Genomic DNA, 26,785 nt, shown 5'->3' on the forward strand with positions numbered 1-26,785 from the left:
CGGCTGTTCTGACTTCTCGTCACGCCCGGTCAAGCCGTGTGAACTCTACGTTTCGTGTCCGCACCGGTGCTGTCGAATGCATTGACGGGCCACCGGGTGCGGGGCTGAAGATGAACATCCGCCTGCTCTGAGGTGTCAGGGTCATGGCGGGTGCCTGGTGGTGCGGGGTCCACGGGAGGGGCGGTCCGAGATGCGCGCGGACGGGACGGGGCGAGGCGGCGACGGGCACCGGGGCGGCCACCGGTTGACCGGTCTGGTCGGACGGGAGTCCGTCCTACGGGCCGCCCGGGCGGCGCTGTGGTCGACCGGGGCGGTACTGCTCACCGGGCCCGCCGGGATCGGGCGCAGCGCGCTGACGGACGCGCTGGCCGTCGAGTGGGTCGGGGCGGGCACCACCGTGCTGCACTGCGCGCCGGCCCGGGAGGAGCGCGAGCTGCCGTACGTCGGCCTGAACGACCTGCTCGGCGGGCTGCCCGAGCAGCGGCTCGACGCGCTGCTCAACCCACTCGCCGACGCTCCGCGCGCGGCCCTGCGCGCGGCCCTGCTGCGCGGCCGGCGGCCGTCGGGGGCGGCGGACCGCCTGGCGCTACGGGTCGGGGTGCTGCACGTCCTGCGGGCACTGGCGGAGGCGGAGGTGGCCGGGGCCCGGGCGGGGGGCCTGCTGCTGGTGCTCGACGGCCTGCAGTGGCTGGACGCGCCCACGGCGGAGGTTCTCCGCTTCGTGCTGCGCCGGGCCGGGCGGCTGGGCATCCGGGTGCTCGCCACCGAGCGCACCGCCCTGGCGGACGTGGGATCCGCCGACGCCGCCGGGGTCTGCCCGCCGGAGACCGTACGGCTCGCCGTGCCCCTGCTCGCTCCCAGCGCGGTCGCCGAACTGCTCGCCCCGCTGCCGGCCGCCCTCCTCCGCGACGTCCAGTCCCTGGCCGCCGGCAACCCCCGGTACGCGCTCGAACTCGCCCGCACGGACGTGCCGTCGGGCGGGGCGCGGCTGACTCCGACGCCGATCCCGCTGCCGGCCGTGCTGCGCCGCGAGGTCCGGGAGCGGCTGCCGCGCCTCGCCGCGCCGGCGCGCCGGGCCTTGCTGCTGGTGGCGGTCGGCGCCCGGCCGACGCCAGCCGAGCTGCGGGCGGCCGGTGGTTGGGACGATCCGGAGCCGGTGCTCGTCGCGCTCCTCCGGTCCGACCTGATCGAGCTGGCCCCGCCGGACGACCGCCGGTGCCCGCCGGACGCGCCCGTGGCGGACGGGGGGTCGGCCGGCCGGGTGCTGCGATTCGTGGAACCGTTGGTCCAGGCCGTGCTGCTGGCCGAAACCCCGCCGACCGAGCTCGCGGCGGCTCGTCGTGACCTCGCCGCGGTCACCGCTGATCCGGGCGAGCGGGCACGCCTGCGCGCCCTGGCAGGCGGCGGCGGGCCGGACGAGCCCACGGCGGCGCGGCTCGCGACCGCCGCCGCCCGGGCTCGGTCCGCCGGCCGGGCCGGCCGGGCAGCTGAGTTGGCACTCCTCGCGGTCCAGCACACGCCACTCGAGGCGTGCCACGCCCCCACGCCGCACCCCCGCGCGGAACGCTTGCTGGCCGCCGCGCAGTACGCCCACGACGCCGGCCACTTCGACGAGGCCGAACAGCTCGCCCACGCCGTCCTGGCCACCACCACCCCGGAGCCACCGGCCCGCGCGCCCGGCCGGTCCAGGGGCGCGGCCGTGCCGTCAACTCTGTTGACCCGCCTGATCGAACAGCCGATGGCCGCACCGGCGCAGTCCGGCGCGGCCGTGCCGGGTGCGCCGCGGGCGGTCGCCCTGCTGCCACCCGCGGTTTCGCCGGCGTCCCAGCCGGGGGCCGCGCCGAGCACGAGCCGTGCCGTCGTCCGACCACCGGCGCCGTGCGGCATCCCCCGGGCCGCCACCACCGTCCTCGCGCTGCGCACCCGGGCCCGGGTGATCGCGCTGCGCTCCGCCACCGTCGTGGACCCGTCACTGGTCCTGATCGCCTCGGGGATCGCCGAGGTACGCGACGCCCCGGTGCAAGGGACCGCGCTGGAAGCGGAGTTGCGCCACTGCGCGGCCGAGCACGCGCTGCTGGCCGGGCGGACCGAGCAGGCGCTGCGAGAGGCCCAGTCCGCCGTCGCACTGGCGCGCGCGGCGGAGGACGACGAACGCCTCGCCGCCGGCCTCGGCCTGCTCGCCACCATCCAGGCCCAACGCGGCGAATCCGACCTGTCCCAGCGGACCCTCGCCCAGGCCTGCACCCTCGCGCGCGCCGCCGCTCCGGCCGCTCCGGCCTGGGACCTCAGCCACCGTCGGCTCGCGTTCCAGCTGGCGGCGGACCAGCCGTCGGTCGCCGTGGCCGGCGCGGTCGCCCTGCTCGCCCGGGCGGACCGGGAGGGCGGACTGACCGAGACCGTCCGGGCACTGGCCCTGCTGGTGCGGGCCCAGGCCGCGGACGGGGCGGCCGCGTCCGCCCTCGCCTCGGCGACCCGGCTCGCCGAACTGCTCGCGAGCTCCGGTGAACAGCTGAGCTCGCCGCCCGCCGCCTCGACCACGCACCCCGCCGGCCGGCTCGTCGACCAGCCCACCCCGGGCCCGCTGACCGCCCTCGCCCTGCACGCGATCGCCGTCGCCGAGCTGGCCGGCGGCCAGGCGTCCCGGGCCTGCGACGCCGCCGCCCGGGCCGCCTCGGCGGCGACCGCGCGTGGCGACCGCCGGCACCAGCTCGCGGCCCTCGGGGTCCTGGGCGAGGCCCAGTTGCTGCGTGCCAACTCCACGGCGGTGGCGGCAGGTGTCGAGGCACTCCAGGAGGCCCGTCGCCTCAGCACGGAGTCGGGCCTGGCGGACGCGGCCGCCCTACGGCGCCTCGGCACGCTCGCCGAGGGCCTGGTCGCCCTGGGGGAGTACGGAGAAGCCGCGCAGGTGATCGCCGAGGCCCGCCGGCTGGAACTGTCCTGCCCCGAGCCCGTCGAAGTCGACCCACCCGACTTCCTGGGGCCACCCGACCTCCGCGCCCCTGCCGCCCCACCCGCCCGCGAGCCACAGCAACCGCGCCGCCGCACCCTCCCCACCGCCACCGCCACCGCCACCGCACCCACTCTCGCGCACCCGGCCGACCCCCGCCCCGGCGAGCTCCCCGGCGAACTCGTCGCCGAGCTAGTCGGGGCGGGCACCCGGGCCGCCCTGGACCGTGCGGAGGCCCTGGTCCGGGCGGGCCTCGGTCAGGTCCGCGAGGGTGCCGCCCGGCTGCGCGGGGCCGCCGACCGGCTGCTGAGCGCGGGACTGCCATTGGAGGCCGCCGGAACCCTGGTCGCACTCAGCACGGTCGAACGTCGCTCGCGCCACCGCTCCGCCGCCCGCGAGGCGCTGCTCCAAGCGCGCGACATCTGCGCCGAGCGGCAGGCACTCCCGCTGCTGGCCCGGGTGGAACGGGAGTTGGAACGGTTGGAGCAGTCCAACGGCTGGTCCGGTCCGGACGGGGCCGGCCTGACGGCGAGCGAGCACCGGGTCGCCGGCCTGGCCGCCGACGGCGCGACCAACCGAGAGGTGGCCGCAGCCCTCTTCGTCAGTGTCAAGACGGTGGAGGGGACCCTCTCCCGGGTCTACCGCAAGCTCGGCGTCCGCTCCCGCACAGCCCTGGCCCGAGCCCTGGCGGCCAACCCCTGACCAACGCCGGCCAGATCGTTGAGGGAGCCAGCGCCGCCTCGGCTTGCAGCCATGCCCTGCCGCGGGGCGGACCCGCCGAGTGCCCGCGCCCGAGCCGTCCTTGGCATCAACCTGATCCGCCGTAGGCCAGACCACCGAGTTCCCGCGCCCGGGTCGCCTCTGGCGCCAACCACTGCTGCCGCCAAGCGGATCACTGAGCGACCGACCGTGCCCGGGCCCTCGCAGGTGCTCCACCTCACCCCACCCCGCACGCGCTGTGCCTCCCGCTCATTCGGGCACATCCCCGTCAGAGCCCGCTCCCTGTTCACCGCCCACCGCCCACCGCGCAGCGTCAACCAGCTCTCGCACACCTCGCGGGCATCGGCGGACATGACCGCGACACACAAACAGCAGGGGATACCCCTCTTTTGACGGTGGCTGGCCAAATCTAGCGTTGAGTCATCCACTCCCGGTCCGGGGAGCCGAGTTGGAGCGAAGCGAGCCAGCCGGCACCCGCAGCCGATCGCGCCGTCCCAGGAGGACATCAGTGAAGTCCCGCATCAGGCCCGTCATCGGGCTGCTTGCCGCGCCCCTGCCGATCATCGCGCTGGCCGCCTCGCCCGCCTTCGCCGCGCAGCCCGCCGCTCAGCCGGCCGCGCTGCAGAGCGACGTCGTGACGGCGGTGAACCACTCGGTCCGGACCGGTGAGGTCGCGAGCGGACAGCGGATATCCGTGGCAGTCAGCCTCGCCCAGCGGGACGTGGCCGGTCTCGACACCTTCCTCTCCCAGGTCTCCGACCCGAACTCCGCCCAGTACCAGCACTACCTGACGGTCGACCAGTTCGCCGACCGCTTCGGGGCGACCCCCGAGACGGTGGCCAAGGTCTCCGGCTACCTCGCCGCGCAGGGGCTGCAGGTCGGCGGGGTGACCGCCAACCGGCTCACCATCGAGGCCAGTGGCACCGCGGCCCAGGTGCAGAAGGCGTTCGGCACCAGCCTCGCCACCTTCCGCGACAACAAGGACGGCCGCAGCTACTACGCCAACACCGCCGCGCCCGAGCTGCCCGCGGACATCGCCTCCGTGGTGACCGACGTGGCCGGCCTGAACGACTACGCCAAGTTCACCCACTTCAGCCAGAAGGCTGCCGCCTCCCAGCCGGCCTCCCCGTCCACCTCCTCGGCGACCTCCAAGGCGGCGCCGGTCGCCGGTCTGACGCCGACCACCGCGCGGGCGGCGTACAACCTCACCTCCACCATCAACGCGGGCTACAACGGCAAGGGCTCGACCATCGGACTGCTGGAGTTCTCGGCGTTCGACCAGTCCAACATCAGCACCTACGACAAGCAGTTCGGGCTCAAGCCGTCGACCCCGGCCGTGGTGAACGCGGGCGGTGGCACCACCGACCTGTCGGGCGAGGACGAGGTCGAGCTGGACATCGAGGTCGTGCAGGCCCTGGCACCCGGCGCGGCGGTCAAGGTCTACGAGGCCCCGAACAGCGATGCCGGGGAGACGGCGGTCTACTCCAAGCTGGTCAGTGACAACGTTCCGGTGATCTCGACCAGTTGGGGAACCGACGAGGCCGACGAGACCGCCTCGAACCGGGTCGCGGTGGACGCGGACCTCAAGGAGGCGGCCGCCCAGGGGCAGTCGGTCTTCGCGGCCTCCGGGGACAACGGTTCGGACGACGCCGGCAACGGCGGCACCTCGGTGGACTTCCCGGCCTCCGACCCGTACACCACGGGCGTCGGCGGCACCACGCTGACCACCTCCTCCTCGGGTGCGTGGAGCAAGGAGACCGCCTGGAGCGGCAGCGGCGGCGGGATCTCCTCGTACTTCAGCACGCCGAGCTTCCAGAGCAAGGTCAACACCGGCAAGTTCCGCGACGTGCCGGACGTGGCCGCCGCCGCCGACCCGTCCACCGGCTGGGCGGTCTACAGCCAGGGGAGCTGGGCCGAGTTCGGCGGGACCAGCGCGGCGGCGCCGAACTGGGCGGCCTTCGTGGCCGTCTACAACAGCGAGGCCAAGGCCAAGGGCAAGCCCTCCTTCGGGTTCGCGAACAGCACCATCTACAACCTGGCCTCCTCCAGCTCCTACTCGTCGGCCTTCCACGACGTGAAGTCCGGCAGCAACGGGGCGTACAGCGCGGGCACCGGCTACGACAAGGTCACCGGTTGGGGCACCTACAACGGGGCCAACTTCCTCAAGGCCAAGCTCGGCTGAGCCAGTCGGCCAGTCGGCCAGTCGGCCAGCAGCGCGGCAGCACGACCTCGGGGGTTGGACGGTCGTCCGGCCCCCGAGGTCGTCCTAGGCTGGACGGGGACGGGCGAGGCCCGAGTGACCGGAGGCGGGACGATGGCTGGGCAGGACGAGAAGCGGGAACCGACGGGCGGGCGGACGCCGGAGGCGGAGCAGCGGGCGACCACCGCGCCGAAGACCACCAAGCTCGTCTTCAGCGACCCGCTGAGCCGCCCGTCGCGGGACGACACCGATGCCGGTTGGGGCGACTCCGGCAGCGGCGGACGGGACCTCGACTGGTACCTGAGCCAGCGCCCGCCCCACCACGGCGGCTGAGCGGCACGGCGGCCGAGCGGAACAGCGGCCGACCAGCCCGACCAGCTCAGGGACCGGCGGCGCAGCGCGGTGAGCCGGTCGCAGCCGCGTCCGCCCGGGCGCTCGCCGGCGCGGTGGGTGGCGGCGTTCCCGGCGGTGCCGGGCCGACGGCCAGTGCCGTCGCGGCGGCGAGCAGGCCGCCGGCCAGCAGCCCCGGTCGGTGCCGGACCGCCTGCCACAGGCGGTACCGCCGGCTCGCCCCGCAGCGGATCGGTGCGAAGTCGTGGACGACCTGCCGCGGCGGGATGGACGACCGCGCGCGCGGCACGGCCGGCCGGGAGGCAGCCGGGCCGGGGGCGGGCTCCGGGGTCGGGACGGGGGCCGGTACGGGCGGCGGGGTGGCGAGGACGAGGGGGCCTTCCGGACCGCTCGGTCGGCCGCTGGGGTGGATGGTCAGGTCGCTGGACATGGGATCCGGCACCGCCTCACTGGGTGGAGAGCACGACGGGGAGAGCAAACGAGTCCCGGAGAACCGCGCCCGAACAGCCGCGCCCGAAGAACCGCTTGCCGGATCAGGTTGCCCTGCCCGCCCCACGGCCGGCGGATTTCCCCCTTCCCTGTGGAAAACCCCGGGGGTGTGGACAACTCCGCGCCTCCCGCCTGGCCCACGCCACCCCCGAACAGCACAGAACCCCTGGTGGGCCACCCCGTCCGGGGCGACCCACCAGGGGCCTGCGGTATGACGAATGCGGTGCCGCGGTCAGGCCGAGGCGGAGCCGCCCGAGGAGGACGACGACGCGGCGGCCGACGAGCCGGCCGACGACGGGGAGCTCGCGGCGGACGAGCCCGAGCCGTTCGACGAGGCCCCGGAGGACCCGTTGCTCGACGCGGACGACGCGGACGACGCGGAGCCCACCGAGCTGCTGGAGGAGGACCGGCTGTCCGTCCGGTAGAAGCCCGAGCCCTTGAAGACCACGCCGACCGCGGAGAAGACCTTGCGCAGGCGTCCCTGGCATTGCGGGCACTCGGTCAGGGCCTCGTCGGTGAACTTCTGCACCGCCTCAAGGCCGCTGCCGCACTCGGTGCACTGGTACTGGTACGTGGGCACTTGTCTTCCTCCTGGCACTCTCGCCTGATGAGTGCTAACGACGGTCCATGATGCGGTATTCCGCTGGATCAGTCCAGCGCTTCGGGTCGGGGCGCCCAGGTGAAGGCCCTGCGGAGGCGTGCGGAGCCCCTCAGCCCTCCCCGACCCTCGCGAGCTGCTGCTGCGGGCTGGCCCCGCCCTTGGCAACGGTACGGCTCGCGGCCCCCGGCGCGACGAGCAGCCGCCGCAACGTGACCAGCGCCACCAGCCCGGCGCCCGCACCGGTGACCGGAACCAGGAACCCGGTCCACGCCCCGTGAGCGTCGATCAGCATCCCGGCCACCGTCGAGCCGGCCGCCAGCCCCAGCCCGATCGCCCCGGTCAGCCAGGTGAAGGCCTCGGTCTTGGCGCCGTCCGCGACCAGCGACTCGACCAGCGTGTACCCGGTGATCAGGGTCGGCGCGATGGCGAACCCGCAGACCAGGCCGGCCACGGCCAGCGCGGTCAGGTTGGGCATCGCCCAGAGCGTCGAGCAGCCGAGCACCAGCAGCGCGTAGCTGATCAGCATCCGCTGCCGGGCCGCCCGGCGCCAGGAGACCATGCCGTAGCAGGCCCCGGCCAGCATCGAGCCGCCGGCGAAGATCCCGTAGACCGTGCCGCTGAGATCGCTCTGGCCGACCGACCCGGCGAACGCGGTCACCGATACCTGCATGCCCCCGAAGACGGAGCCGACCCCGAGGAACGTGCCGGCCAGCAGCCGGACGCCCGGCGAGGCGAGTGCCGAGGCGCGGCCGGTGCCGGGCACCTTGGGGTGCCGGGCCGGGGCCGTCCGGCGCTGCGCGGCGAACGCCAGTCCGCCGACCACGGTGAGCGCCGCCTCGGCAACCAGTCCGGCGGAGGGAGAGACTCCGGTCGCGATGGCGCTGGCGATGACCGGACCTACCACGAAGGTGAACTCGTCCGTCACCGACTCGAACGCGAAGGCCGTGTTCAGGTAGCCCGGCGGCTGGTCGGCCAGCTTGGCCACCCAGCGCGCCCGGACCATCGCGCCGATCTGCGGGATGGTGGCACCGGCCGGCGCGGCGGCCACGAAGAGCGTCCAGAGCGGCGCGTGGCCCAGCGCCAGCGCGATCAGCGCGCCGACCGAGACGGCGTGCACCAGCACGGTCGGCACCAGCACGGCGGCCTGCCCGAACCGGTCGGCCAGCCGGCCGGTCTGCGGGCCGACCAGGGCCTGCGCCACGGCGGAGATCGCCGCGACCGCGCCGGCCGAGCCGTAGGAGCCGTAGGTCTGCTCGACCAGCAGCACGATGCCCAGGCTGAGCATGGCGTAGGGCAGTCGCGCCGCGAAGGCGGGGAGGAGGAACGTCCACGCACGCGGAGTGCGCAGAAGCGAGGTGTACCCGACGCGAGCGGGCACAGCGGGGTCGTCGACCGTTGGGCGGGCCGCCACGGTCGGTCCTTCCTGCTGCCTGGTAGCGCGCCGGGTGTGGGAAGTGCCCCGACGGCGCCGAGAGTCGTCCTCTCGCGCGTCGACCGGGGTTGATACCGGGGTCCGGCTGGCCGAGTCGTTGGAAGCGGGGGCCAAGGGTGCCGTGGACCGCGGCCGCCGAGCGGTCGCGCCAACTCTGCATCAGGCAGATGTTGCGGGTGTCTGTCAATAACACATCTGTTGTACTGATAGTACTCTCTTCCATGTTACGGCCTATTGGGCAATCCACCTGTCAACGCAAGGTGGACGGCGGACGACGACCCGGAGACGGCCTCACCGCCCGTACAGCCACCCCGCGAGCTTGCCGCCGCCGTCCACCGCGCGCAGCCGCCGCTCGGTGGCCTCGCTGGCCGTGTCGGTGGTCACCACCAGCAACTCGTCGTTGGCTCGCAGCACGGTCGTCTTGTCCGGTACGAAGCTGCTGCCCTCCCGGACCACCAGGGTGACCGCCGCTCCCGCGGGCAGCCGCAACTCACTGACCTCCACCCCGTGGATCCGGGAGGCCGGGGAGAGCGAGACCGAGAGCAGGTGCCCGTGCAGGTGCTCCAGCGGTGCCGCCTCGATCCCGATGTCCTGCCCCAGCGCACCCCGGGAGATCCGCAGCCGCTTCGCCAGCCAGGGCAGCGTCGGCCCCTGCACCAGGGTGAAGACCACCACCAGGATGAAGACGATGTTGAACTCCTGCTGCGCGAGGGGCACGTCCGCCACCAGCGGGATGGTGGCCAGCACGATCGGCACCGCGCCGCGCAGCCCGGCCCAGCTGAGCAGTGCCTGCTCGCGCCAGGGCAGCCGGAACGGGGTGAGCGTGAGCACCACCGAGAGCGGCCGGGCCAGCAGCACCAGCACCAGCCCGATCACCAGGGCCGGCAGCACCGCCGAGACCATGGTGTCCGGCGTGCAGAGCAGGCCGAGCAGCACGAACATGCCGATCTGCCCGATCCAGGCCAGCCCGTCGGCGAAGCCGCGGACCGCCGGGCCGTGCGGCAGCTTGGCGTTGCCCAGCAGCACCGCGCAGACGTAGACGGCGAGGAAGCCCGACCCGTGCAGCAGCGCCCCGCCGGCGTACGCGAGCACGGTGAGCGCCAGCACCGCGATCGGGTACAGGCCGGAGGACGGCAGCGCGACGTGCCGCAGCCCGAGCGCGCCCAGCCGGCCGACCGCCAGGCCGACCGCGGCGCCGACCGCCAGCTCGGCGATGATCGTGCCGACCAGCACGTACCAGGGGTCGAACGGGCCGGTGGTGGCGAAGGCGACCACCAGGATCACCACCGGGGCGTCGTTGAAGCCGGACTCGGCCTCCAGCAGGCCGCTCAGCCGGGCCGGCAGCGGGACCGTCCGGAGCACCGAGAAGACCGCCGCCGCGTCGGTGGACGAGACGATCGCGCCGAGCAGCAGCGACATCCGCCAGTCCAGCCCGACCAGCCAGTGCGCCCCGGCGGCGGTGACGAAGACGCTGATCCCCACGCCGACCGTGGCCAGCACGGTGGCCGGCGGCAGCACCGGTTTGATCTCCCGCCAGTTGGTCTTCAGGCCGCCCTCGGCGAGGATGACCACCAGCGCGGCGTAGCCGAGCACCTGGGTCAGCTCGGCGTTGTTGAAGGTGACGCCCAGTCCGTTCTGGCCGATCAGTATCCCGATGCCCAGGTAGAGCAGCAGGCTGGGCAGCCCCGAGCGGGTCGAGACCCGCACCGCGACCACGGCGACCAGCAGCACCAGGGACGATTCGAGCATGAGCTTGTTCAGGTGGTCGACGGTCAACGCAGGGGCACCTCGGGGTCGCGGGCGGGTGTCGGCCGGGAGCGGCCCCTGGGGGCGGCGCGGACGACGGACGGGCGGGCGGCACGGGAGGGAGTGCGAACAACTGTTGGGGTGGTCGGCCGCCGCCAACTGCGGTGTGACGGGACGGCCGAGGTGTGATCAGCTGAGTGATCCGAAGGATCGTTACTCAGTCTAACATTTTACCGGATCTTTTAACTACGGCCGTCCGAGCCCGTCCCGGGCACCGCCGACCGCGAACCGCCGCGTCCTGCCGGGTTCCACCCGCTCCGTCCTCTCAGCTCCGCCCGGTAGGGTCCCTGTGTCCCACCGTGGGCGTCCCCGGTGCACCCGCGCCACCTGAGTCGTCCTAATGTGGTGAGCGGTCACGGCCGCCCAGCTGTGTGACGTCGCCCTTGCTCCCTGTTGCTAGGACCCAGATGCCCCGCTCGAACCGGTCGAAGAAGTTCCGGCGCGCTCGTCTGATCGTGCTCCTGCTCGCTGTGCTGCTGGTGGCCGGTACCGGTGCCGGCGGGTGGTACGCGGTGGACACCGTGCGCGCCTCGTTCCCCCAGGTCAGCGGCAACATCAAGGTCCCCGGCCTGAACGCCTCGGTGGTCGTCAAGCGGGACGCCAACGGCATCCCGCAGGTGTACGCCAACACCGCCGACGACCTCTTCAAGGCCCAGGGCTACGTGCAGGCCCAGGACCGGTTCTGGGAGATGGACGTCCGACGGCACATCACCGCCGGCCGCCTCTCCGAGATGTTCGGTGCCAGCCAGGTCAGCAACGACGCCTTCGTCCGCACCATGGGCTGGGAGAACGTCGCCCAGCAGGAGTACGACAGCGTCCTGTCCCCGCAGACCAAGGAGTACCTGCAGGCCTACTCGGACGGCGTCAACGCGTGGCTCTCCCAGCACCCCGGCGGCGCCGGCGCCTCGCTGGAGTACGCCCTGCTCGGCACGGTGACCAGCGGTTACAAGCCCGAGCCGTGGACCCCGGTCGACTCGGTGGCCTGGCTCAAGGCGATGGCCTGGAGCCTCTCCGGCAACGTGCAGGACCAGATCGACCGCTCGATGCTGTCGCAGACCTTCACCCCGGACCAGATCGCCCAGCTCTACCCGGACTACCCGTACGACCGCAACGGCACCATCCTGCAGACCGGCACGCTCTCCGCCAACGGCACCTACCAGCCGCCGACCGGCGGGGGCGGGCAGAGCGGCAGCAGCGCGAGCAGCGGCTCCACCACCCAGGCCGCGGCCGCCACCCAGGGTCTGCTGCAGGGCCTGTCCAACCAGATCGGCGGCCTGCCCCAGCTGCTCGGCACCCAGGGGCAGGGCATCGGCTCCAACTCCTGGGTGGTCTCCGGCGACCACACCACCACCGGCAAGCCGCTGATGGCCAACGACCCGCACCTGGGCCCCGGCCTGCCCTCGGTCTGGTACCAGATGGGCCTGCACTGCAACACCGTCAGCAGCGCCTGCCCGTTCGACGTGACCGGCTTCACCTTCGCCGGCATGCCGGGCGTGATGATCGGCCACAACCAGAACATCTCCTGGGGCTTCACCAACATGGGCGCCGACGTCGCCGACCTCTACCTGGAGAAGGTGACCGGCCCGAACACCTACCTCTACAACGGCCAGAACGTCCCGTTCACCACCCGCCAGGAGACCATCAAGGTGGCCGGCGGCCCGGACCGCGTGATCACCGTCCGCAGCACCAACAACGGTCCGCTGATCTCCGACCAGAGCAGCGAGATGCAGCAGGTCGGCACCTACGCGCCGGTCGGCAACGCCGCACCCGACCGCGGGACCACCGGCTACGGCGTCGCGCTGCAGTGGACCGCGCTCACCCCCGGCAAGACCATGGACTCGATCTTCGAGCTGGACAAGGCCACCGACTGGAGCGACTTCCGCGCCGCCGCCCAGGACTTCGCGGTCCCGGCGCAGAACCTGATCTACGCCGACACCCAGGGCAACATCGGGTACCAGGCCCCCGGCCTGATCCCGATCCGCGGCAACGGTGACGGCACCTACCCGGCCCCGGGCTGGGACCCCAGCTACAACTGGCAGGGGTACATCCCGTTCAAGTCGCTGCCGTACGTCTACAACCCGCCGTCCGGCTACATCGTCACCGCCAACCAGGCGATCGTCGACCCGTCCTACAAGCCGCTGATCACCAAGGACTGGGAGTACGGCACCCGGGCCAAGGAGATCACCGACGACATCCAGGCCAAGCTGCAGAACGGCGGCAAGATCTCGCCGGACGACATGCAGTCGATGCAGCTGGACAACACCAGCGTGATGGCCAAGACCCTGGTCCCGCTGCTGCTCAAGGTGCCGATCAGCGACCCGTACGTGCGCCAGGCCCAGAACCTGCTCAAGGAGTGGAACTACAACCAGGACGCCGACTCGGCCGCCGCCGCCTACTACAACGGCGTCTGGCGCCAGCTGCTGATCCTGGCGTTCGGTCAGAAGTTCCCGGCCGACATGCGCGCCCAGGGCGACTGCCTGCTGGTCAGCCAGAAGGTGGACAACAACCAGCCGGCCGGCTCGCTGGGCGGCGAGACCCAGGTGGTCACCCAGTGCGGCACCCGCACGCCCAGCCAGGCCCAGCCGGACGGTGGCGACCGCTGGACCGAGGTGGTCCGCCAGCAGCTCAACAACCCCAACAGCCCGTGGTGGACCTTCGTGGACTCCAACCACAAGCAGCAGTCGGGGCTGACCAACCTGCTGGCCGAGGCCATGAAGGACGCCCGCCAGGACCTCACCGCCCAGCTCGGCAAGGACACCAACACCTGGAGCTGGGGCCGGCTGCACCCGCTGAACCTCAAGGAGCAGACCCTGGGCGTGGACAACGACTCCTTCGCCTCGGGCGTCATCCACCGGCTGCTCAACCGCGGTCCGTACCAGATCGGCGGCGGCTCGGCCGCGGTCGACGCCTCCAGCTGGAACGCGGCGGCCGGCTACCAGGTCGACTGGGTCCCGTCGATGCGGATGGTGGTCGACCTGAGCGACCTGGACGCCTCGCGCTGGATCCTGGTGGGCGGTGAGTCCGGGCACGCCTTCAGCCCGAACTACGACGACCAGACCGACCTCTGGAGCCAGGGCAAGATGCTGACCTGGGTCTCCTCGCCGGCCGCGGTGGACGCCGCGACCAAGAACCGGCTGACCCTCAGCCCCTGACCGGGGCTCAGGGGAGACACCGCCGGCGGGCCACCGCCGGCGGTGTCGTGCTATGCGGGGGAGTCGTGCCGCTCGGGGAAGCGGAGCACGCCGGACGGGGTGACCACGGCCCGCACTGGGCGGTCGTGCGGCTCGGCCGGCACCCGCTCCAGCAGCTCGCCGTCGTACAGCAGGGTGGCCAGCAGCGGGTGCGCCCCGGCCCGCTCCAGCCGGGCCAGCACCCGGTCGTAGCTGCCGCCGCCGCGCCCCAGCCGCAGGCCCCGGCGGTCCACCGCGAGCCCCGGCAGCAGCACCAGGCCGGCCGTGCAGACCGCCGCCGGGCCCAGCCGCGGCCCGTCCGGCTCCAGCAGCCCCCGACCGGCCGCGACCAGGTGCTCCGGGCCCCGGTAGAGAGCCCAGTCGAGGTCGTTGTCCGGCAGCAGCACCGGCAGCAGCACCCGCACCCCGCGCCCGCGCAGCAGCTCCAGCAACGGACGGGTGCCCGGCTCCGCCCCGACCGAGACGTAGGCCGCCACCGGCGCGTCCACCGGGACCAGCGGCAGCGCCCGCCCGGCCAGCGCCGTGGCCGCCGAATCCCGCCATTCGGGCGACAGTGCGCGGCGTTCGGCGAGCAGCCGTGACCTCAGGCCGGACTTGTCGTTATGAAAGGGATCGTCGCTCACGTGCTGCTCCTCCGGTGCGGCGGTCTTCGCGACGATCCTCCCCCACCTGGTGTCCCACCCTGGTGTCGGCCCGACCGGGGCCGGCCACGGAAGGCGGTCCGATGCCCACCCCGCTGCTGGTTCAGGCGCTCGCGCTGCTCAGCGTCCCGCTGGCCGGGCTGTCCGGCGTGCTCGCCGTGCGGCTGCGGCGCGCGGCCGGGGCCGGCCGGCTCCGCGAGTCCGGACTGCGCGAGCAGCTCGCCGAGCTGGCCGGCCGCTGCGAGGAGCTGGCCGGGGCCGCGGCGCACGACCCGCAGACCGGGGTCTGGAACTACCGGCACCTGCGGGCCACCCTGGAGCAGGAGATCGAGCGCTGCACCCGGCCGCCGGCCGGCCGGCCCGAGGAGGAAGCCGGGCCGCGGCCGCTGGCCGTGGTGCTGCTGGAGGTCGAGGGGTTCGACGCGATCACCGCCGAACACGGCCGCGGACACGGCACGGTGCTGTTGCGCGAACTGGCCCACCGGCTCAGCGTGGAGATCCGCCGCTCGGACACCCTGGGCCGGTACGGTGACGCGGAGTTCCTGGCGGTGCTCCCGGGCACCGACGCGGCGGGCGCGGCCAAGGTCGCCGAGCGGCTCTGCTGGGCGGTCCGGCGGCACCGGCTGCTGGACTGGCCGGCCGCTTCGTGGGTCCCGTCGGCCGGCGGCACGCCGGCCCCGGTGGCCAGCGGCCTGACCGCGGTGGCCGGCGTCGCCGTGCTGCCGGCCGACGGGACCCACGCGGTGCCGCTGCTGCGCGCGGCCGACCGCGCGCTGGCCGCGGCCAAGCACGGGCGGGACCGGTCAGAAACGCACGGTAGTCTGTCGGCCTGTGCCGGGTCGGGCCACGCCGCCCTGGCCGGATCCATCCGCACCGTGCCTGCCCTGGCTGCCGCCGACGAGGTCCGCTCCTAGCGGACCGGTCCTCGCCCCGGCCCAAGCGGTCAGCTGCCTGAGTAAGGTCAACGCATGACGACGACGAACACCCGCTTGCCCGTCACCAAGGCCGTGGTCCCCGCGGCCGGGCTGGGAACACGGTTCCTGCCGGCGACCAAGGCGACGCCCAAGGAGATGCTGCCGGTCGTCGACAAGCCCGCGATCCAGTACGTGGTGGAGGAGGCCTCGGCGGCCGGCCTCTCCGACATACTGATGGTCACCGGCCGCAACAAGCGCGCCCTGGAGGACCACTTCGACCGGGCCTACGAGCTGGAGGAGCTGCTCGCCCGCAAGGGCGACGAGGACAAGCTCCGCCGGGTCCGTGAGTCGGTCTCGCTGGCCAACATGCACTACGTCCGGCAGGGCGACCCCAAGGGCCTCGGCCACGCCGTGCTGGTCGCCGAGCAGCACGTGGCGGGCCAGCCGTTCGCCGTCCTGCTCGGTGACGACCTGATCGACCCGCGCGACCCGCTGCTGGCCCGGATGATCGAGGTCCAGCAGGAGCTGGGCGGCTCGGTGGTGGCCCTGATGGAGGTCGACCCCGCGCAGATCCACCTCTACGGCTGCGCCGCGGTCGAGGCGAACGGCTTCGGCGACGACGTCTTCCACGTCACCGACCTGGTCGAGAAGCCGGAGACCACCGAGGCGCCGTCGAACTACGCGGTGATCGGCCGGTACGTGCTGCACCCGGCGGTCTTCGAGGTGCTGAAGAAGACCGAGCCCGGCCGCGGCGGCGAGATCCAGCTCACCGACGCGCTGCGCACGCTGGCCACGTTGCCCGAGGAGGAGGGCGGCAAGGTGCACGGCGTGCTCTTCACCGGCCGCCGTTACGACACCGGAGACCGCGCCGACTACCTGCGCGCCATCGTCCGGCTCGCGTGCGAGCGCGAGGACCTCGGCCCGGAGTTCCGCAGCTGGCTGCGGGACTTCGTGGGCACGGAGATGCAGGCCTGACAATCGAGCGGAAGGCAGCGGTGGCGATGACCACACCCAGCGACCCGAACCGGAACCCCGACGCGTGCTGCGACGGGCCGCCCGCGGCACGGATGTGGACGGTGGACGAGCACCTCGCGGACGTCCTGGCCCAGGTCGCCCCGCTGCCCCCGATCGAGCTCCAGCTGCTGGACGCCCGCGGCTGCCGGCTCGCCGAGGACGTGCTCGCCCCCGGTGACCTGCCGTCCTTCGACAACAGCTCGATGGACGGCTACGCGGTCCGCACCGTCGACACCGTCGGGGCGACCGAGCGGTACCCATCGGTGCTCGGCGTGGTCGGCGAGATCGCGGCCGGTGCCGGCGAGCTGCCCAAGGTCGGCCCCGGGCAGGCCGCCCGGATCATGACCGGCGCGCCGATGCCGCCGGGGGCCGAGGCGGTCGCGCCGGTCGAGTGGACCGACGGTGGCACCGGCACCGGCCGGGCCGCCGACAGCATGACCGCGCCGCTGCCCGAGGAGGAGGTGCGGGTGCTGCGGGAGGTCACCGCCGGCGCCCACGTCCGCCGCCGGGGCAGCGACGTCAAGGCCGGCGACCGGGTGCTCACCGCCGGCACCCGGCTCGGCCCCACCCAGCTCGGGCTGCTCGCGGCGATCGGCTGCGGCACCGTGCGGGTCCGGCCGCGGCCGCGGGTGGTGGTGCTCTCCACCGGCAGCGAGCTGGTGCAGCCCGGCGAGCCGGTCGGCCCCGGGCAGATCTCCGACTCCAACAGCTTCACCCTCACCGCCGCCGCCCAGGAGGCCGGCGCCATCGCGTACCGGGTGGGCGGGGTGCCGGACGACGCGGCGGTGCTGCGTTCGGTGCTGGAGGACCAGCTCGGCCGGGCCGACCTGATCGTCACCAGCGGTGGGGTCAGCGTCGGGGCGTACGACGTGGTCAAGGAGGTCTTCGAGAGCTACGGCGGGGTCGACTTCCGGCGGCTGAGGATGCAGCCCGGCAAGCCGCAGGGCTTCGGCCGGATCGGCGAGGGCGCCGGTGTCCCGCTGCTGGCGCTGCCGGGCAACCCGGTCAGCGCGTACATCTCCTTCGAGCTCTTCGTCCGCCCGGTGATCCGCACCATGCTCGGCGCGCCGGACGTGCACCGCCCGGTGGTGCGCGCGGTCTGCGGCTCGGCCCTGCGCTCGCTGGCCGGTCGGCGGCAGTTCCTGCGCGGCTGGTACACCGCCGCGGACGGCACCGTCGAGCCGGTCGGCGGCGAGAGCTCGCACCTGGTCGGGGCGCTGGCCCGGGCGAACTGCCTGATCACCGTCCCCGAGGAGGTGCTGGCGGTGCCGGCCGGCGAGGGCGTGGACGTGGTCCTTCTGACGGACTGACGTCCGCCGCCGGATGTTCCCCTGCCGGACCGCGCACGGTCCGGCAGGGCGGGAGCGGTACGGTAGCGCGGTATTCACCCCGTCCTGCTGGAGTTATGACGTGACCACACCCCCCGGCGACCGCCTCACCCACGTCGACGAAACCGGCGCCGCCCGCATGGTCGACGTCTCCGAGAAGGCCACCACGGTGCGGACCGCGGTGGCCGCCGGACGGGTCCGGGTCGCGCCCGGGGTGGTCGAGCTGCTGCGCGGCGAGGGCGTGCCCAAGGGCGACGCGCTGGCCGTCGCGCGGATCGCCGGGATCATGGGCGCCAAGAAGACGCCCGAGCTGGTCCCGCTCTGCCACCCGATCGCCATCTCCGGGGTCTCGGTCGACCTCGCGGTCACCGACGAGGCGGTGGAGATCACCGCCACCGTGCGGACCGCGGACCGCACCGGCGTCGAGATGGAGGCCCTGACGGCGGTGGCGGTGGCCGGGCTGACCGTGATCGACATGGTCAAGGCGGTCGACAAGGCCGCGGCCCTCGAGGACGTCCGGGTGCTCGGCAAGACCGGCGGCAAGAGCGGCGACTGGTCCCGGGGCGAGGCGTGATGCGGGCACTGGCCGTCACCGTCTCCAACCGGGCCGCCGCCGGGGTCTACCAGGACGAGGGCGGGCCGCTGCTGGTCGCCGGGCTGGAGCGGATGGGCTTCGCGGTGGACGGGCCGCGGGTGGTGCCGGACGGCGAGCCGGTGCTGGCGGTGCTGCGGGAGGCGGTGGCCGCCGGGTACGACGTGGTGCTGACCACCGGTGGTACCGGCATCTCGCCGATGGACCTGACCCCCGAGATGACCGCCCGGGTGATCGACCGTCAGGTCCCCGGCATCGCCGAGGCCATCCGGGCGTACGGCCGGGAGAAGGTGCCCACCTCGGCGCTCTCCCGGGGCCTGGCCGGGCTGGCCGGCCGGACCGTGGTCGTCAACCTGCCGGGCTCCACCGGGGGCGTGAAGGACGGGCTGGCGGTGCTGGAGCCGCTGCTGGCACACGCGGTCGACCAGCTGGCCGGCGGGGACCACCCGCGGAGTGCCCGCTGAGCGCGGCCTGGCCCGTCGAGCTGCGGGAGGGCGAGATCCTGCTGCGGCCGATCCGGTACCGCGACCAGAAGGCCTGGCAGGAGGCGAGTCGGCGGAACCGTGACTGGCTGCGCCGTTGGGAGGCCACCGTCCCGCCGGCCCCGGCGGGTCGTCCGTCCGGCCCGCGGCCGACCTACCGTCAGATGGTCCGCTACCTGCGCGGCGAGGCCTCGGCCGGCCGGATGCTCCCGTTCGTCCTGGAGTACCGCGGCGAGCTGGTCGGGCAGCTGACGGTCGGCGGGATCACCTGGGGCTCCATGTGCTCGGCGAACATCGGCTACTGGGTCGACGAGCGGGTGGCCGGCCGCGGCATCATGCCGACGGCCGTGGCGCTCGCGGTCGACCACTGCTTCGGGGAGCTCGGGCTGCACCGGATCGAGGTCTGCATCCGGCCGGAGAACCGGCCGAGCCGGCGGGTGGTGGAGAAACTCGGCTTCCGTTCCGAGGGATTGCGTCCGCGCTATCTCCACATCGACGGCGACTGGCGGGACCACCTGGTCTACGCGCTCACCGTGGACGAGGTCCCGGAGGGGATGCTGAACCGCTGGCAGGCGAGCTCGACCCGGGGGGCGGGCCTCGGCGAAGGCTAATTGAATATATGTTCGAAATTCATATCGATATGGCATCGCTGCCCCGGCAAGCGGCCACAAATACCGGCAAAATAGTCAGAGAATCAGCTTGATCATGCGACACGCCGCGCCAAATTGCTGCCCGGCCTTCCCCTACGCCCGTACGGTGTGAAACGTGAGCAGTAGCGGCCTCATCTACGCGGTCATCGTAGGGGCCTGGGCTGCCTACCTGGTGCCCATGTGGCTCCGCAGGCAGGACGAGCTCAACGAATCGCGCCCGACCGAACGCTTCAGCACCGCCATCCGCCTGCTCGCCGGGCGGTCGGCGATGGAGCGGCGGGCGTCCCGGGCCCTCGGCGACAACGACCCCTCCCCCGGCGACCTGTCGGCCGCCGAGCCGTCCACCGGCACCTCGCCGGCCGACGGTGCCGTCGGCGACGGCACTCCGGCGGACGGCCCGGTGGCGACCCCTGACGACCCGTCCACCGTCGCCGCCCCGGCGGTCCCGGCCGGACCCGCCGCGGTCCCCTCCGGGCCGCAGCGGCGGGCGCGGCTGCTGGCCCGGCGCCGGCGGATGGTCACCGTGCTCTTCCTGGCCTTCGCGCTGGGCGCGATCACGGCCGCGGTGGCCGGGGTCGCCTTCCTCTGGGTGCCGGCGCTGCCCGCCATCCTGCTCACCCTCTACATCGGCCACCTGCGCAGGCTGGAGCGCCAGCGGTACGAGGTGAAGCTCGATCGCGCCCGCGCCGCCCAGGCCGCCCAGCGCCTGCGGGAGCGGGAGCGGGCCCGGGTGGCCGCGCAGGCCACCGTCGCGCACGAGCCGCCACCCGGGCTGCTGCGCCGGCCCGAGCCGCCCACCGAGCCGATGAGCCGCCCGGAGGCCGCCGTCACCGCCCCGCCCGTGCCGCCGGCCCCGCCGGCGCCCGGCCCGGCCTCCTCCCAGCAGGCGCTGGTGGAGGCGACCGACCACGAGGAGTGGGTGGACGGTCTGCGCGAGCGCGCGCCCGCCGGGCCGGACTCCTGGGAGCCCGTCCCGGTCCCGCTGCCGACCTACGTCACCGCCCCGGTCGCCCCTCGGGTCACCCGCGGCCTCGACCTCGGCGCCCCCGGCACCTGGAACTCCGGCCGCCCCGCCGAGGGCCACCGCACCCCCCTCTTCGACCAGTACGAGGACGCCGCGGTCGCGGACGCCCGACTCCCGCGCGCCGAGGTCTACGAGTCCCGGCCGCGCGCCGCCAACGAGTAGCCCACCCCGCCCACCAGGGGGGTGGTCACGACCCCCCTCCAGAAGGTGCTAGAGTTTCTTCTCGTTGGGGCTGTGGCGCAGTCCGGTAGCGCACCTCGTTCGCATCGAGGGGGTCAGGGGTTCGAATCCCCTCAGCTCCACCCAACGAACCGGTCGAGGCCGGTTCGGGAAATCCCGTTCGGCCCTGGTGGCCGGGCGGGATTTCCGCGTTGTGCGGGCAGGGCGGAGCGGGAGCGCTCGTCGGCCGGTCCGGGGGAAGGCTGTTGGGCCGTCCCCGGTCGCGAGAGGCACCGGTGGGGTGGAGGACGGTCCTCGGGTCTTCCGCGATCGACCACTCGGCGGCGGGCCGCGGCCTGCCCGGGCGGTTCCTCTTCGCGGCCCAGTGGCGGGGGCGGCCCCCGGGGGCCCTGGGGCGGCCCGCACCTGGCGGAGCGCCAGCCGGTAGCGCTCCGCCGTCCCGGGCGCTACCGCGGCCGGGGACGGCTCGGACGGGCTGACGGGTCGTCCGGTCGGGAGGTGGCGAGGGTGGGGGCGGGCCGGGTCAGGGCTGGGCCCGGCGGTACTCGGCGACGATGTGGGCGCCCCGGTCGGGGGAGGTGTCGAGCCGGGCCAGGACGCCGGGGACGGCGATGGCGGGCAGCAGGTGGTCGTAGAGCAGGGCGATCTGGGTCTCCAGCGGGGGTGCCTCCGACAGGCCCTCGGAGACCACCTGGACGCCGGTCCAGGCCCCGACCACGAGCTGGGCGGTGGTGTCCGGGTCGATGTGCGGCAGCACCTCGCCCTGGGCCTTGGCCTGCTTGAGGAGGGAGGCCATCAGGCTGACCCAGTCCGGCCAGCGGGTGCCGAAGAGCCGGCGGGCCTGCTGGTCGAGGGAGAGCTTGAGCGAGGCGCTGAGCAGCGGCTCGCGGGGCAGCCGGTGGGCGAGGGCCAGGCCCACGTCGACCCATTCCTGCAGCTTGGACTGCTGGGGTAGGACGCCGTCGGTGGTCACGGCCTCGTCGAGCACCCCGCGGGCCAGGTCCTCCTTGGAGGCGAAGTGGAAGTAGAGGGCACCTTTGGTCATCTCGGCCCGGGTGAGGATCTGCGCGATGGTGGCCGCCTCGTAGCCGAAGTCGTTGAAGACCGACGCCGCGGCGTTCAGGATCACGTTCCTGGTCCGTAGCGCGCGTTCCTGTTGTGCCATGGGTAACTCCCGCTTGTCTTTTCCTCGTTGACTATCAAACCGGTCGGTCTGTATCTTACCAGCGTGGTCGGGACGGCCATCGTCCAAGTGTCGCGCGAGTACCACGCCTACCTGGAGGGGGAACCATGTCCGAGGCACTGCTGCAGCGCATACCCGACGAAGTCGGATACTCGCGAAAGATCCGCAAGGAGCACGTACATCTCACGTCCGAGGCAGGGCTGATCGTCACCGAGTGGGGGCGCCGGGGGGACATGCGTTTTGCGCTCAAGGCCGTGTGGCCCCACCGGGACGGCGGTGTCTTCCCAGCCCACCGCGGGTTCGGTGACCCGACGGTGATCGCCCAGACGGTCCGTCAGAGCGGCCTGCTGATCGCCCACGGCGCCTTCGGGGTGCCGCTCTCGCACCAGACCCTGTTGCAGAACCTGCGGTTCCAGATCGACCAGAACCACTCTCTTCCGTATAACAAACCGACCGTTCTTGATGTTGAGGTGCTCTGTTCGGCGGCGGGCCGGCGCGGAGTGGTGCTCACCGGCCTGCGGCTCGACGTCTTCATCGTCCACGAGGGTCAGGCGGTCGCCTGGGCCGAGGCCGAGTTCTCCTGGGTCTCGCCGGTGGTCTACCACCGCCTGCGCGGACGTCATGTGACGGTCCGGCGGGAGCAGCCGCCGCTTCCCGCGCCGGTCGCCCCGCGGTTGGTCGGCCGTTACGACCCGGCCGACGTGGTGCTCGCCCCGACGGGTGAGGCGAACCGTTGGCTGCTGCGGACCGACTTCGGCAACAAGGCCTACTTCGACCACCCGGTGGACCACGTGCCCGGGTTGGTCCTGGTCGAGGCCGCCCACCAGGCCGCCCGCGCCCTGACCCAGCCGGTTCCGCTGGAGCCGATCTCGGTGTCCGCCGGCTTCAGCCAGTACGTGGAGTTCGACGAGCCGTGCTGGATCGAGGCCGCGCCGGTGCCGACCGACAGCCGGCTGCGCACCGCGGTGCGGGTGACCGGCCACCAGGGCGGCCAGCAGGTCTTCTCCACCGTGCTGATCGGCCCGGCCGCCGCGAGCTGACGAGGGTGGTGGGACAGTGGAGGCCGCCGGCGCCGGCGGCCTCCACTGCCGTGCTCAGCACACCGAGTAGCCGCCGTCGACCGGCATGGCCAGCCCGGTGACGTAGGACGAGCGGTCGCAGGCGAGCCAGAGCGCCGCCTCGGCGATCTCCTCGGGGCCGGCCGTACGGGCCTGCGGGGTCTGCTGGTGGACCGCCTCCTCCAATCCGGGATGCCGGCCGAACCAGTCGACGGTGATCTCGCTGCGCGTCGCGCCGGGGGCCACCGCGTTGACCCGGATGCCGTGCTGCGCGTACTCCAGCGCGGCCGCTCTGGTCAGCCCGATGACCGCGTGTTTGGAGGCCACGTACGGCGCCGCCGCGGGTATCGCCAGGAGGCCGCCGACGCTGCTGTTGTTGACGATGGAGCCGCCGCCGGCCGCCAGCATGGCGGTGATCTCGTGTTTGAGGCAGTTCCAGAGACCGCGCACGTTGGTGTCCATGATCGTGTCGTAGACCTCGTCGCCCAGGAGGTGGAGCGGGACCTGGTCGCCGCCGATGCCGGCGTTGTTGAAGGCGGCGTCCAGGCGGCCGTGCCGCTCCAGGACCAGGGTCACCGCCCGCTGGGCGTCCCGTGGACGGGCGAGGTCGGCCACCACGTACGAGGCGTCGTGGCCCTTCTCGCGCAGCTCCGCCACCAGCACGGCGAGTCGGTCCTCACGGCGGGCGGCGAGGACGACCGCCGCGCCCTCCCGGGTGAAGACCCGCGCGGCGGCCGCCCCGATGCCACTGCTGGCACCGGTGATCAGTACGGTCTTCCCGGACATCATATTGGCATGATTATTCGTCATATTCCGAAGTCTGACAGGAAGTTGGACTCAAATCGCCATGGTGGCAGCACGCCCGCGTAGAGCCCCTGGTGGAGCTGCTTGGCCAGCCGGGGGTCGGCCGGGAGGTCGGCCAGGTTCTCGCGGACCACGGTGGACTCGACGCCGTGCCGGGCCAGTCGGGCGGGCCAGGCCTCGGCCGGGCACTCCCGCAGCCGGTCGGCGATCCGGGCCGGGAGGTTCACCGGCTCGGCGTCGATCCCGAGGGCGGCGCAGAGCGTTCGCACCGCGGCCGCGGTGGGCAGGGCGAGCGCCAGGCTGCCGGTCGCACAGGCGAACGGACCCTCCGGCGCGAGCGGGGGCACGGGCGCGGCGAGCGGTGCCTCCAGCTCGCCCAGCTGCAACTGGCTGGCGGCCGAGGAGAGCGAGGTGCGGACCTGCTGGGCCCGGCCGGTGCGTTCCCTGGCGAGCAGCCCGGCCAGTACGGCCTCCGCCGAGACCAGGCCGCCCAGCACGTCGATCAGCGTCATCAACGACGGGTGCGGCACCTCGCCGCCGCGGGCCAGCTGCCAGGAGAGCCCGGAGTGGGTCTGCACCATGAAGTCGGTGCCGAGGTAGGTGTCGGGGCCCTCGGACGGTGGCCAGCCGGCCGCGTGCGCGTACACCAGGCGGGGGTTGAGCGCGGTGAGGTCGGTGACGTCGAGGCCGAAGGCCGCAGCCTTGCCGGGGGCCCAGTTGTGCAGGAACACGTCGGCCCGGGAGGCGAGCCGGCGGATGGTGGCGCGGCCCTCGACGGTCTTCAGGTCGGCCTCGACCACCTCCTTGCCGCCGTTGAGGGCGAGGAAGCGGGCCGAACAGTCCTCGGCGATCGGCGGGATGCCGCGCTGCGGGTCGCCGTCCGGCGGCTCGATCCTGATGACGCGGGCGCCGAGCAGCTGGAGGATCCGTCCGGCCAGCGGGCCCTGGATCCGGCGGGTCGCCTCGACCACCGTGATCCCCTGCAACGGCTTCTCACAGCTGGGGAGTTGGGTTGCCGCCCGGGGTGCCGGTCCGCCGACCGGCAGCGACCGGAGCAGCCAGGGCGGTGGGACCCGGCCGCCGTCCGGGCCGAGGCCGAGGTCACGGCGCCGGTCGGCGAGCGAGCGGACCGGGCAGACGCTCACCCCGGAGCGGGCGCCGGCGTCCAGGATCTGCGCGAACTCGCGCTCGGCCAGGGCCCGGTGGAGCGCGAGCGGGACCGGCGACACCGCCGTGGCGTAGCGCGCGGCGAACGCCCGCCAGCCGCGGCCGACCAGCGTCCCGCCGAGTCCGAGGGCGGCCCAGAACTCCCGCCAGGGGAGCGCCTCCAGGGTCTCCAGCTCGAACCAGACCCCGTCCCGGCTGCGGAACGGCGGGGGCTGGGTGCCGGTGAGGTCGGGCAGTTCCTCCTCCTCGGGGGCGGTGGCCGCCGCCAGGTACTGCGAGACGGTCAGCAGTGCGGCGCCGGCCACCGAGACCCCCACGGTGGGAGCGCCGCGGCCGGTCAGGCCGCGCGAGCGGGCGACCAGGGCGGCCAGCACGCCGTGCACGGCCAGCACGCCCGCGCAGGTCGAGGCGTAGTCGACGGGGATCCGCCCGACCCCGCCCCACTTGCGGCCGTGCACCGCCATCAGCCCGGTCATGGCCTGGACCAGGGTCTCCGAGCCGGGCGCGGCCAGGTCCTCGGGCAGCCAGCCGAGGTCGCAGCGGACCCGACCGGTGGGGCCGTCCGGCCCGGTGACGGTCAGCGTGTCGACGGCCGGCCGCCCGAACGCGTCGATGTCGGCCGGTGCCGATCCGGCGCCGAGCTCCGCGAGGTGGCGCAGCGCCAGCGCGCCGGCCGTGGTGCGGGACGTGCCGGCGACGGTCCAGCCGGCCAGCGGCGCGTCCAGCGAGATGTCCGGAGCGGTGATGGTCATGTCGAACCCCCTACCAGGCCACGGGGCCGTGGTCGTCGAAGAATCCGCCGGTCGGACCGTCCGCCGCCAGGGTGGCGAGGCGGACCACCACGCGGGCGCCCTCCTCGACGGTGCGGTTGCCCTGGTGGCCGCTGAGGTCGGTGGGGACCGCCCCGGGGGTGACCGAGTTGAACTTCAGCGGTGTGTCCGCGAACTCCCGGGCGTAGTGCAGGGTGAGCGAGTTGAGCGCCGCCTTCGACGAGTTGTAGGCGAGCAGCGAGCGGTGCGGGGCGGCCAGGTCGGCGGCCTTGTGCAGCGAACCCAGCCGGCTGGAGACGTTCACCACCCGGCCGGCGCCGGCCGTGCGCAACAGCGGCAGCACGGCGTGGGTGACGGCGATGACGCCGAAGACGTTGGTGCGGTAGATCCGTTCGGTGGTCTCGACGGTGGTCTCGCTCGGGCTCTGGTCGGCCTCGACGACGCCGGCGTTGTTGATCAGGACGTCGAGTCGCCCGTACTCCCGGCGGATGTCGGCCGCCGCCTGGTCGACGACGGCCTGGTCGGTGACGTCGAGCCGCAGGAAGCGGGCGTCGAGGCCGTCCTCCCGCAGTTCCCGGGCGGCCCGCTCGCCCCGCTCGTCGTCCCGGGCGCCGATCAGCACGGTCATCCCGAGCTGACCCAACTGCCGTGCGGTCTCCCGGCCGAGGCCCTTGTTGGCACCGGTGATCAGGGCGTACCTAGTGGTTGCGGCGGTGCTGGTCATGGTGGTGCGTTCCTTCACGAGTGGTGAGGCGGTGGTCGGCCCAGGCGAGGGCGGCGGGTTCGAAGTCGAGCAGGGCGTGGCCCGTCGCGCAGGTGACGTCCCGCCAGGGGCGTTGTATGCGGGGGTCGGACTGGGCGGAGGTGCCGGCGGCGCGGTAGAGCCGGGTCAGCGCGGTGTGCAACAGGTCGGCGGCGAGCGCGAGGTCGCGCACACCGCGCAGGGACTCGGTGGGGGTGCGTTCGGGGTCGTCGGCCACACCGGCGGCGCGTCGGACGAGCAGCCGGACCGCCTCCACCTCGCCGTCGCAGCGGGCCAGCGTGGCCTCGACGGAGGCCCGGGCGGGCGTCCGGCCGTCCCGCCGGGCCTCGGCCAGGCGCTGCTCCCAGCAGGTCAGTGCCGAGGGGGGGGGGGGGGGGGGGGGGGGGGGGAAAAAAAAAAAAAAAAAAAAAAAAAAAAAAAAAGAACGGGGGGGGAAAGAAAAAAAAAAAAAAGGGAGAAGAAAAACACCCGCCCAACC

General features: G+C 73.6%; 21 protein-coding genes, 1 tRNA gene and 1 pseudogene. 13 read left to right on the plus strand and 10 right to left on the minus strand.

Going from position 1 to position 26,785, the window contains the following annotated elements:
* Nucleotides 1-190 precede the first annotated feature (190 nt).
* The 3 genes from ACZ38L_RS08500 to ACZ38L_RS08510 all read left to right on the plus strand — a co-directional run bounded on the left by ACZ38L_RS08500 (nucleotide 191) and on the right by ACZ38L_RS08510 (nucleotide 6,200).
* Nucleotides 191-3,649, plus strand: coding sequence for an AAA family ATPase (locus tag ACZ38L_RS08500; protein ID WP_465690515.1), 3,459 nt, complete (start codon nucleotides 191-193; stop codon nucleotides 3,647-3,649).
* A 526-nt stretch (nucleotides 3,650-4,175) separates the two neighbouring features.
* Nucleotides 4,176-5,849: a S53 family peptidase gene (locus tag ACZ38L_RS08505; protein ID WP_465690521.1), complete on the plus strand. Its 1,674-nt coding sequence runs from the start codon at nucleotides 4,176-4,178 to the stop codon at nucleotides 5,847-5,849.
* Between the two features lie 132 nt (nucleotides 5,850-5,981).
* Entirely contained in the window at nucleotides 5,982-6,200 is a 219-nt protein-coding gene (locus tag ACZ38L_RS08510) for a hypothetical protein (RefSeq protein WP_465690523.1), read from the plus strand.
* A 46-nt stretch (nucleotides 6,201-6,246) separates the two neighbouring features.
* Here ACZ38L_RS08510 and ACZ38L_RS08515 read toward each other — a convergent pair whose 3' ends face one another.
* The 4 genes from ACZ38L_RS08515 to ACZ38L_RS08530 form a co-directional block, all read right to left on the minus strand.
* Entirely contained in the window at nucleotides 6,247-6,648 is a 402-nt protein-coding gene (locus ACZ38L_RS08515) for a hypothetical protein (protein ID WP_465690525.1), read from the minus strand.
* A gap of 291 nt (nucleotides 6,649-6,939) precedes the next feature.
* Nucleotides 6,940-7,287 (minus strand): FmdB family zinc ribbon protein, encoded by a 348-nt coding sequence (locus ACZ38L_RS08520; protein ID WP_465690527.1) that lies wholly within the window; start codon nucleotides 7,285-7,287, stop codon nucleotides 6,940-6,942.
* Between the two features lie 130 nt (nucleotides 7,288-7,417).
* On the minus strand, nucleotides 7,418-8,686 hold the full coding sequence (locus tag ACZ38L_RS08525) for an MFS transporter (RefSeq protein ID WP_465690529.1): 1,269 nt from the start codon (nucleotides 8,684-8,686) through the stop codon (nucleotides 7,418-7,420).
* A gap of 345 nt (nucleotides 8,687-9,031) precedes the next feature.
* Complete coding sequence (locus tag ACZ38L_RS08530) at nucleotides 9,032-10,489, minus strand: potassium/proton antiporter (protein ID WP_465690612.1); 1,458 nt, start codon at nucleotides 10,487-10,489, stop codon at nucleotides 9,032-9,034.
* A 464-nt stretch (nucleotides 10,490-10,953) separates the two neighbouring features.
* Here ACZ38L_RS08530 and ACZ38L_RS08535 point away from each other — a divergent pair, with 464 nt between their 5' ends.
* The gene (locus ACZ38L_RS08535; protein ID WP_465690530.1) at nucleotides 10,954-13,698 is read left to right on the plus strand and encodes a penicillin acylase family protein; all 2,745 of its coding nucleotides are present in this window, start codon (nucleotides 10,954-10,956) and stop codon (nucleotides 13,696-13,698) included.
* A 50-nt stretch (nucleotides 13,699-13,748) separates the two neighbouring features.
* Here the strand turns inward: ACZ38L_RS08535 and ACZ38L_RS08540 are convergent, their stop codons facing one another.
* Nucleotides 13,749-14,360 carry a 5-formyltetrahydrofolate cyclo-ligase gene (locus tag ACZ38L_RS08540; RefSeq protein ID WP_465690532.1) on the minus strand — a complete coding sequence of 204 codons (612 nt, stop codon included), beginning with the start codon at nucleotides 14,358-14,360 and terminating at the stop codon, nucleotides 13,749-13,751.
* A 101-nt stretch (nucleotides 14,361-14,461) separates the two neighbouring features.
* Here ACZ38L_RS08540 and ACZ38L_RS08545 point away from each other — a divergent pair, with 101 nt between their 5' ends.
* The 8 genes from ACZ38L_RS08545 to ACZ38L_RS08580 all read left to right on the plus strand — a co-directional run bounded on the left by ACZ38L_RS08545 (nucleotide 14,462) and on the right by ACZ38L_RS08580 (nucleotide 20,684).
* Nucleotides 14,462-15,292 (plus strand): GGDEF domain-containing protein, encoded by an 831-nt coding sequence (locus tag ACZ38L_RS08545; RefSeq protein ID WP_465690534.1) that lies wholly within the window; start codon nucleotides 14,462-14,464, stop codon nucleotides 15,290-15,292.
* Nucleotides 15,293-15,346: 54 nt separating this feature from the next.
* Nucleotides 15,347-16,267 (plus strand): UTP--glucose-1-phosphate uridylyltransferase GalU, encoded by a 921-nt coding sequence (gene galU, locus ACZ38L_RS08550; RefSeq protein WP_465690536.1) that lies wholly within the window; start codon nucleotides 15,347-15,349, stop codon nucleotides 16,265-16,267.
* Between the two features lie 26 nt (nucleotides 16,268-16,293).
* Nucleotides 16,294-17,616 (plus strand): molybdotransferase-like divisome protein Glp, encoded by a 1,323-nt coding sequence (gene glp / locus ACZ38L_RS08555; RefSeq protein ID WP_465690538.1) that lies wholly within the window; start codon nucleotides 16,294-16,296, stop codon nucleotides 17,614-17,616.
* A 157-nt stretch (nucleotides 17,617-17,773) separates the two neighbouring features.
* Complete coding sequence (gene moaC / locus ACZ38L_RS08560; RefSeq protein ID WP_465690614.1) at nucleotides 17,774-18,208, plus strand: cyclic pyranopterin monophosphate synthase MoaC; 435 nt, start codon at nucleotides 17,774-17,776, stop codon at nucleotides 18,206-18,208.
* The gene (locus tag ACZ38L_RS08565; RefSeq protein WP_465690540.1) at nucleotides 18,208-18,690 is read left to right on the plus strand and encodes a MogA/MoaB family molybdenum cofactor biosynthesis protein; all 483 of its coding nucleotides are present in this window, start codon (nucleotides 18,208-18,210) and stop codon (nucleotides 18,688-18,690) included. Before moaC ends, ACZ38L_RS08565 begins: the two co-directional genes overlap by 1 nt.
* Complete coding sequence (locus tag ACZ38L_RS08570) at nucleotides 18,687-19,319, plus strand: GNAT family N-acetyltransferase (protein ID WP_465690615.1); 633 nt, start codon at nucleotides 18,687-18,689, stop codon at nucleotides 19,317-19,319. The genes ACZ38L_RS08565 and ACZ38L_RS08570 overlap by 4 nt, the downstream gene beginning before the upstream one ends.
* Nucleotides 19,320-19,473: 154 nt before the next feature.
* Nucleotides 19,474-20,544 (plus strand): divisome protein SepX/GlpR, encoded by a 1,071-nt coding sequence (gene sepX, locus ACZ38L_RS08575; RefSeq protein WP_465690542.1) that lies wholly within the window; start codon nucleotides 19,474-19,476, stop codon nucleotides 20,542-20,544.
* Between the two features lie 66 nt (nucleotides 20,545-20,610).
* Nucleotides 20,611-20,684: transfer RNA gene (locus ACZ38L_RS08580), tRNA-Ala, on the plus strand.
* A 401-nt stretch (nucleotides 20,685-21,085) separates the two neighbouring features.
* On the opposite strand, the gene ACZ38L_RS08585 is transcribed toward ACZ38L_RS08580, so the two are convergent.
* Complete coding sequence (locus ACZ38L_RS08585) at nucleotides 21,086-21,727, minus strand: ScbR family autoregulator-binding transcription factor (protein WP_465690544.1); 642 nt, start codon at nucleotides 21,725-21,727, stop codon at nucleotides 21,086-21,088.
* A 125-nt stretch (nucleotides 21,728-21,852) separates the two neighbouring features.
* Here ACZ38L_RS08585 and ACZ38L_RS08590 point away from each other — a divergent pair, with 125 nt between their 5' ends.
* The gene (locus ACZ38L_RS08590) at nucleotides 21,853-22,785 is read left to right on the plus strand and encodes a ScbA/BarX family gamma-butyrolactone biosynthesis protein (protein WP_465690546.1); all 933 of its coding nucleotides are present in this window, start codon (nucleotides 21,853-21,855) and stop codon (nucleotides 22,783-22,785) included.
* 54 nt (nucleotides 22,786-22,839) lie between these two features.
* Here ACZ38L_RS08590 and ACZ38L_RS08595 read toward each other — a convergent pair whose 3' ends face one another.
* The 4 genes and pseudogenes from ACZ38L_RS08595 to ACZ38L_RS08610 all read right to left on the minus strand — a co-directional run.
* On the minus strand, nucleotides 22,840-23,592 hold the full coding sequence (locus ACZ38L_RS08595) for an SDR family NAD(P)-dependent oxidoreductase (protein ID WP_465690548.1): 753 nt from the start codon (nucleotides 23,590-23,592) through the stop codon (nucleotides 22,840-22,842).
* 17 nt (nucleotides 23,593-23,609) lie between these two features.
* A complete protein-coding gene (locus ACZ38L_RS08600; protein WP_465690550.1) occupies nucleotides 23,610-25,526 on the minus strand; it encodes a CoA transferase in 1,917 nt (638 codons plus the stop codon).
* Between the two features lie 10 nt (nucleotides 25,527-25,536).
* The gene (locus tag ACZ38L_RS08605) at nucleotides 25,537-26,268 is read right to left on the minus strand and encodes an SDR family oxidoreductase (RefSeq protein ID WP_465690552.1); all 732 of its coding nucleotides are present in this window, start codon (nucleotides 26,266-26,268) and stop codon (nucleotides 25,537-25,539) included.
* Nucleotides 26,243-26,785, minus strand: a pseudogene (locus ACZ38L_RS08610) (hypothetical protein); the annotation flags it as partial. The pseudogene ACZ38L_RS08610 and the gene ACZ38L_RS08605, both read right to left, overlap by 26 nt.

The sequence above is a fragment of the Kitasatospora sp. NPDC024654 genome, from assembly GCF_055559155.1.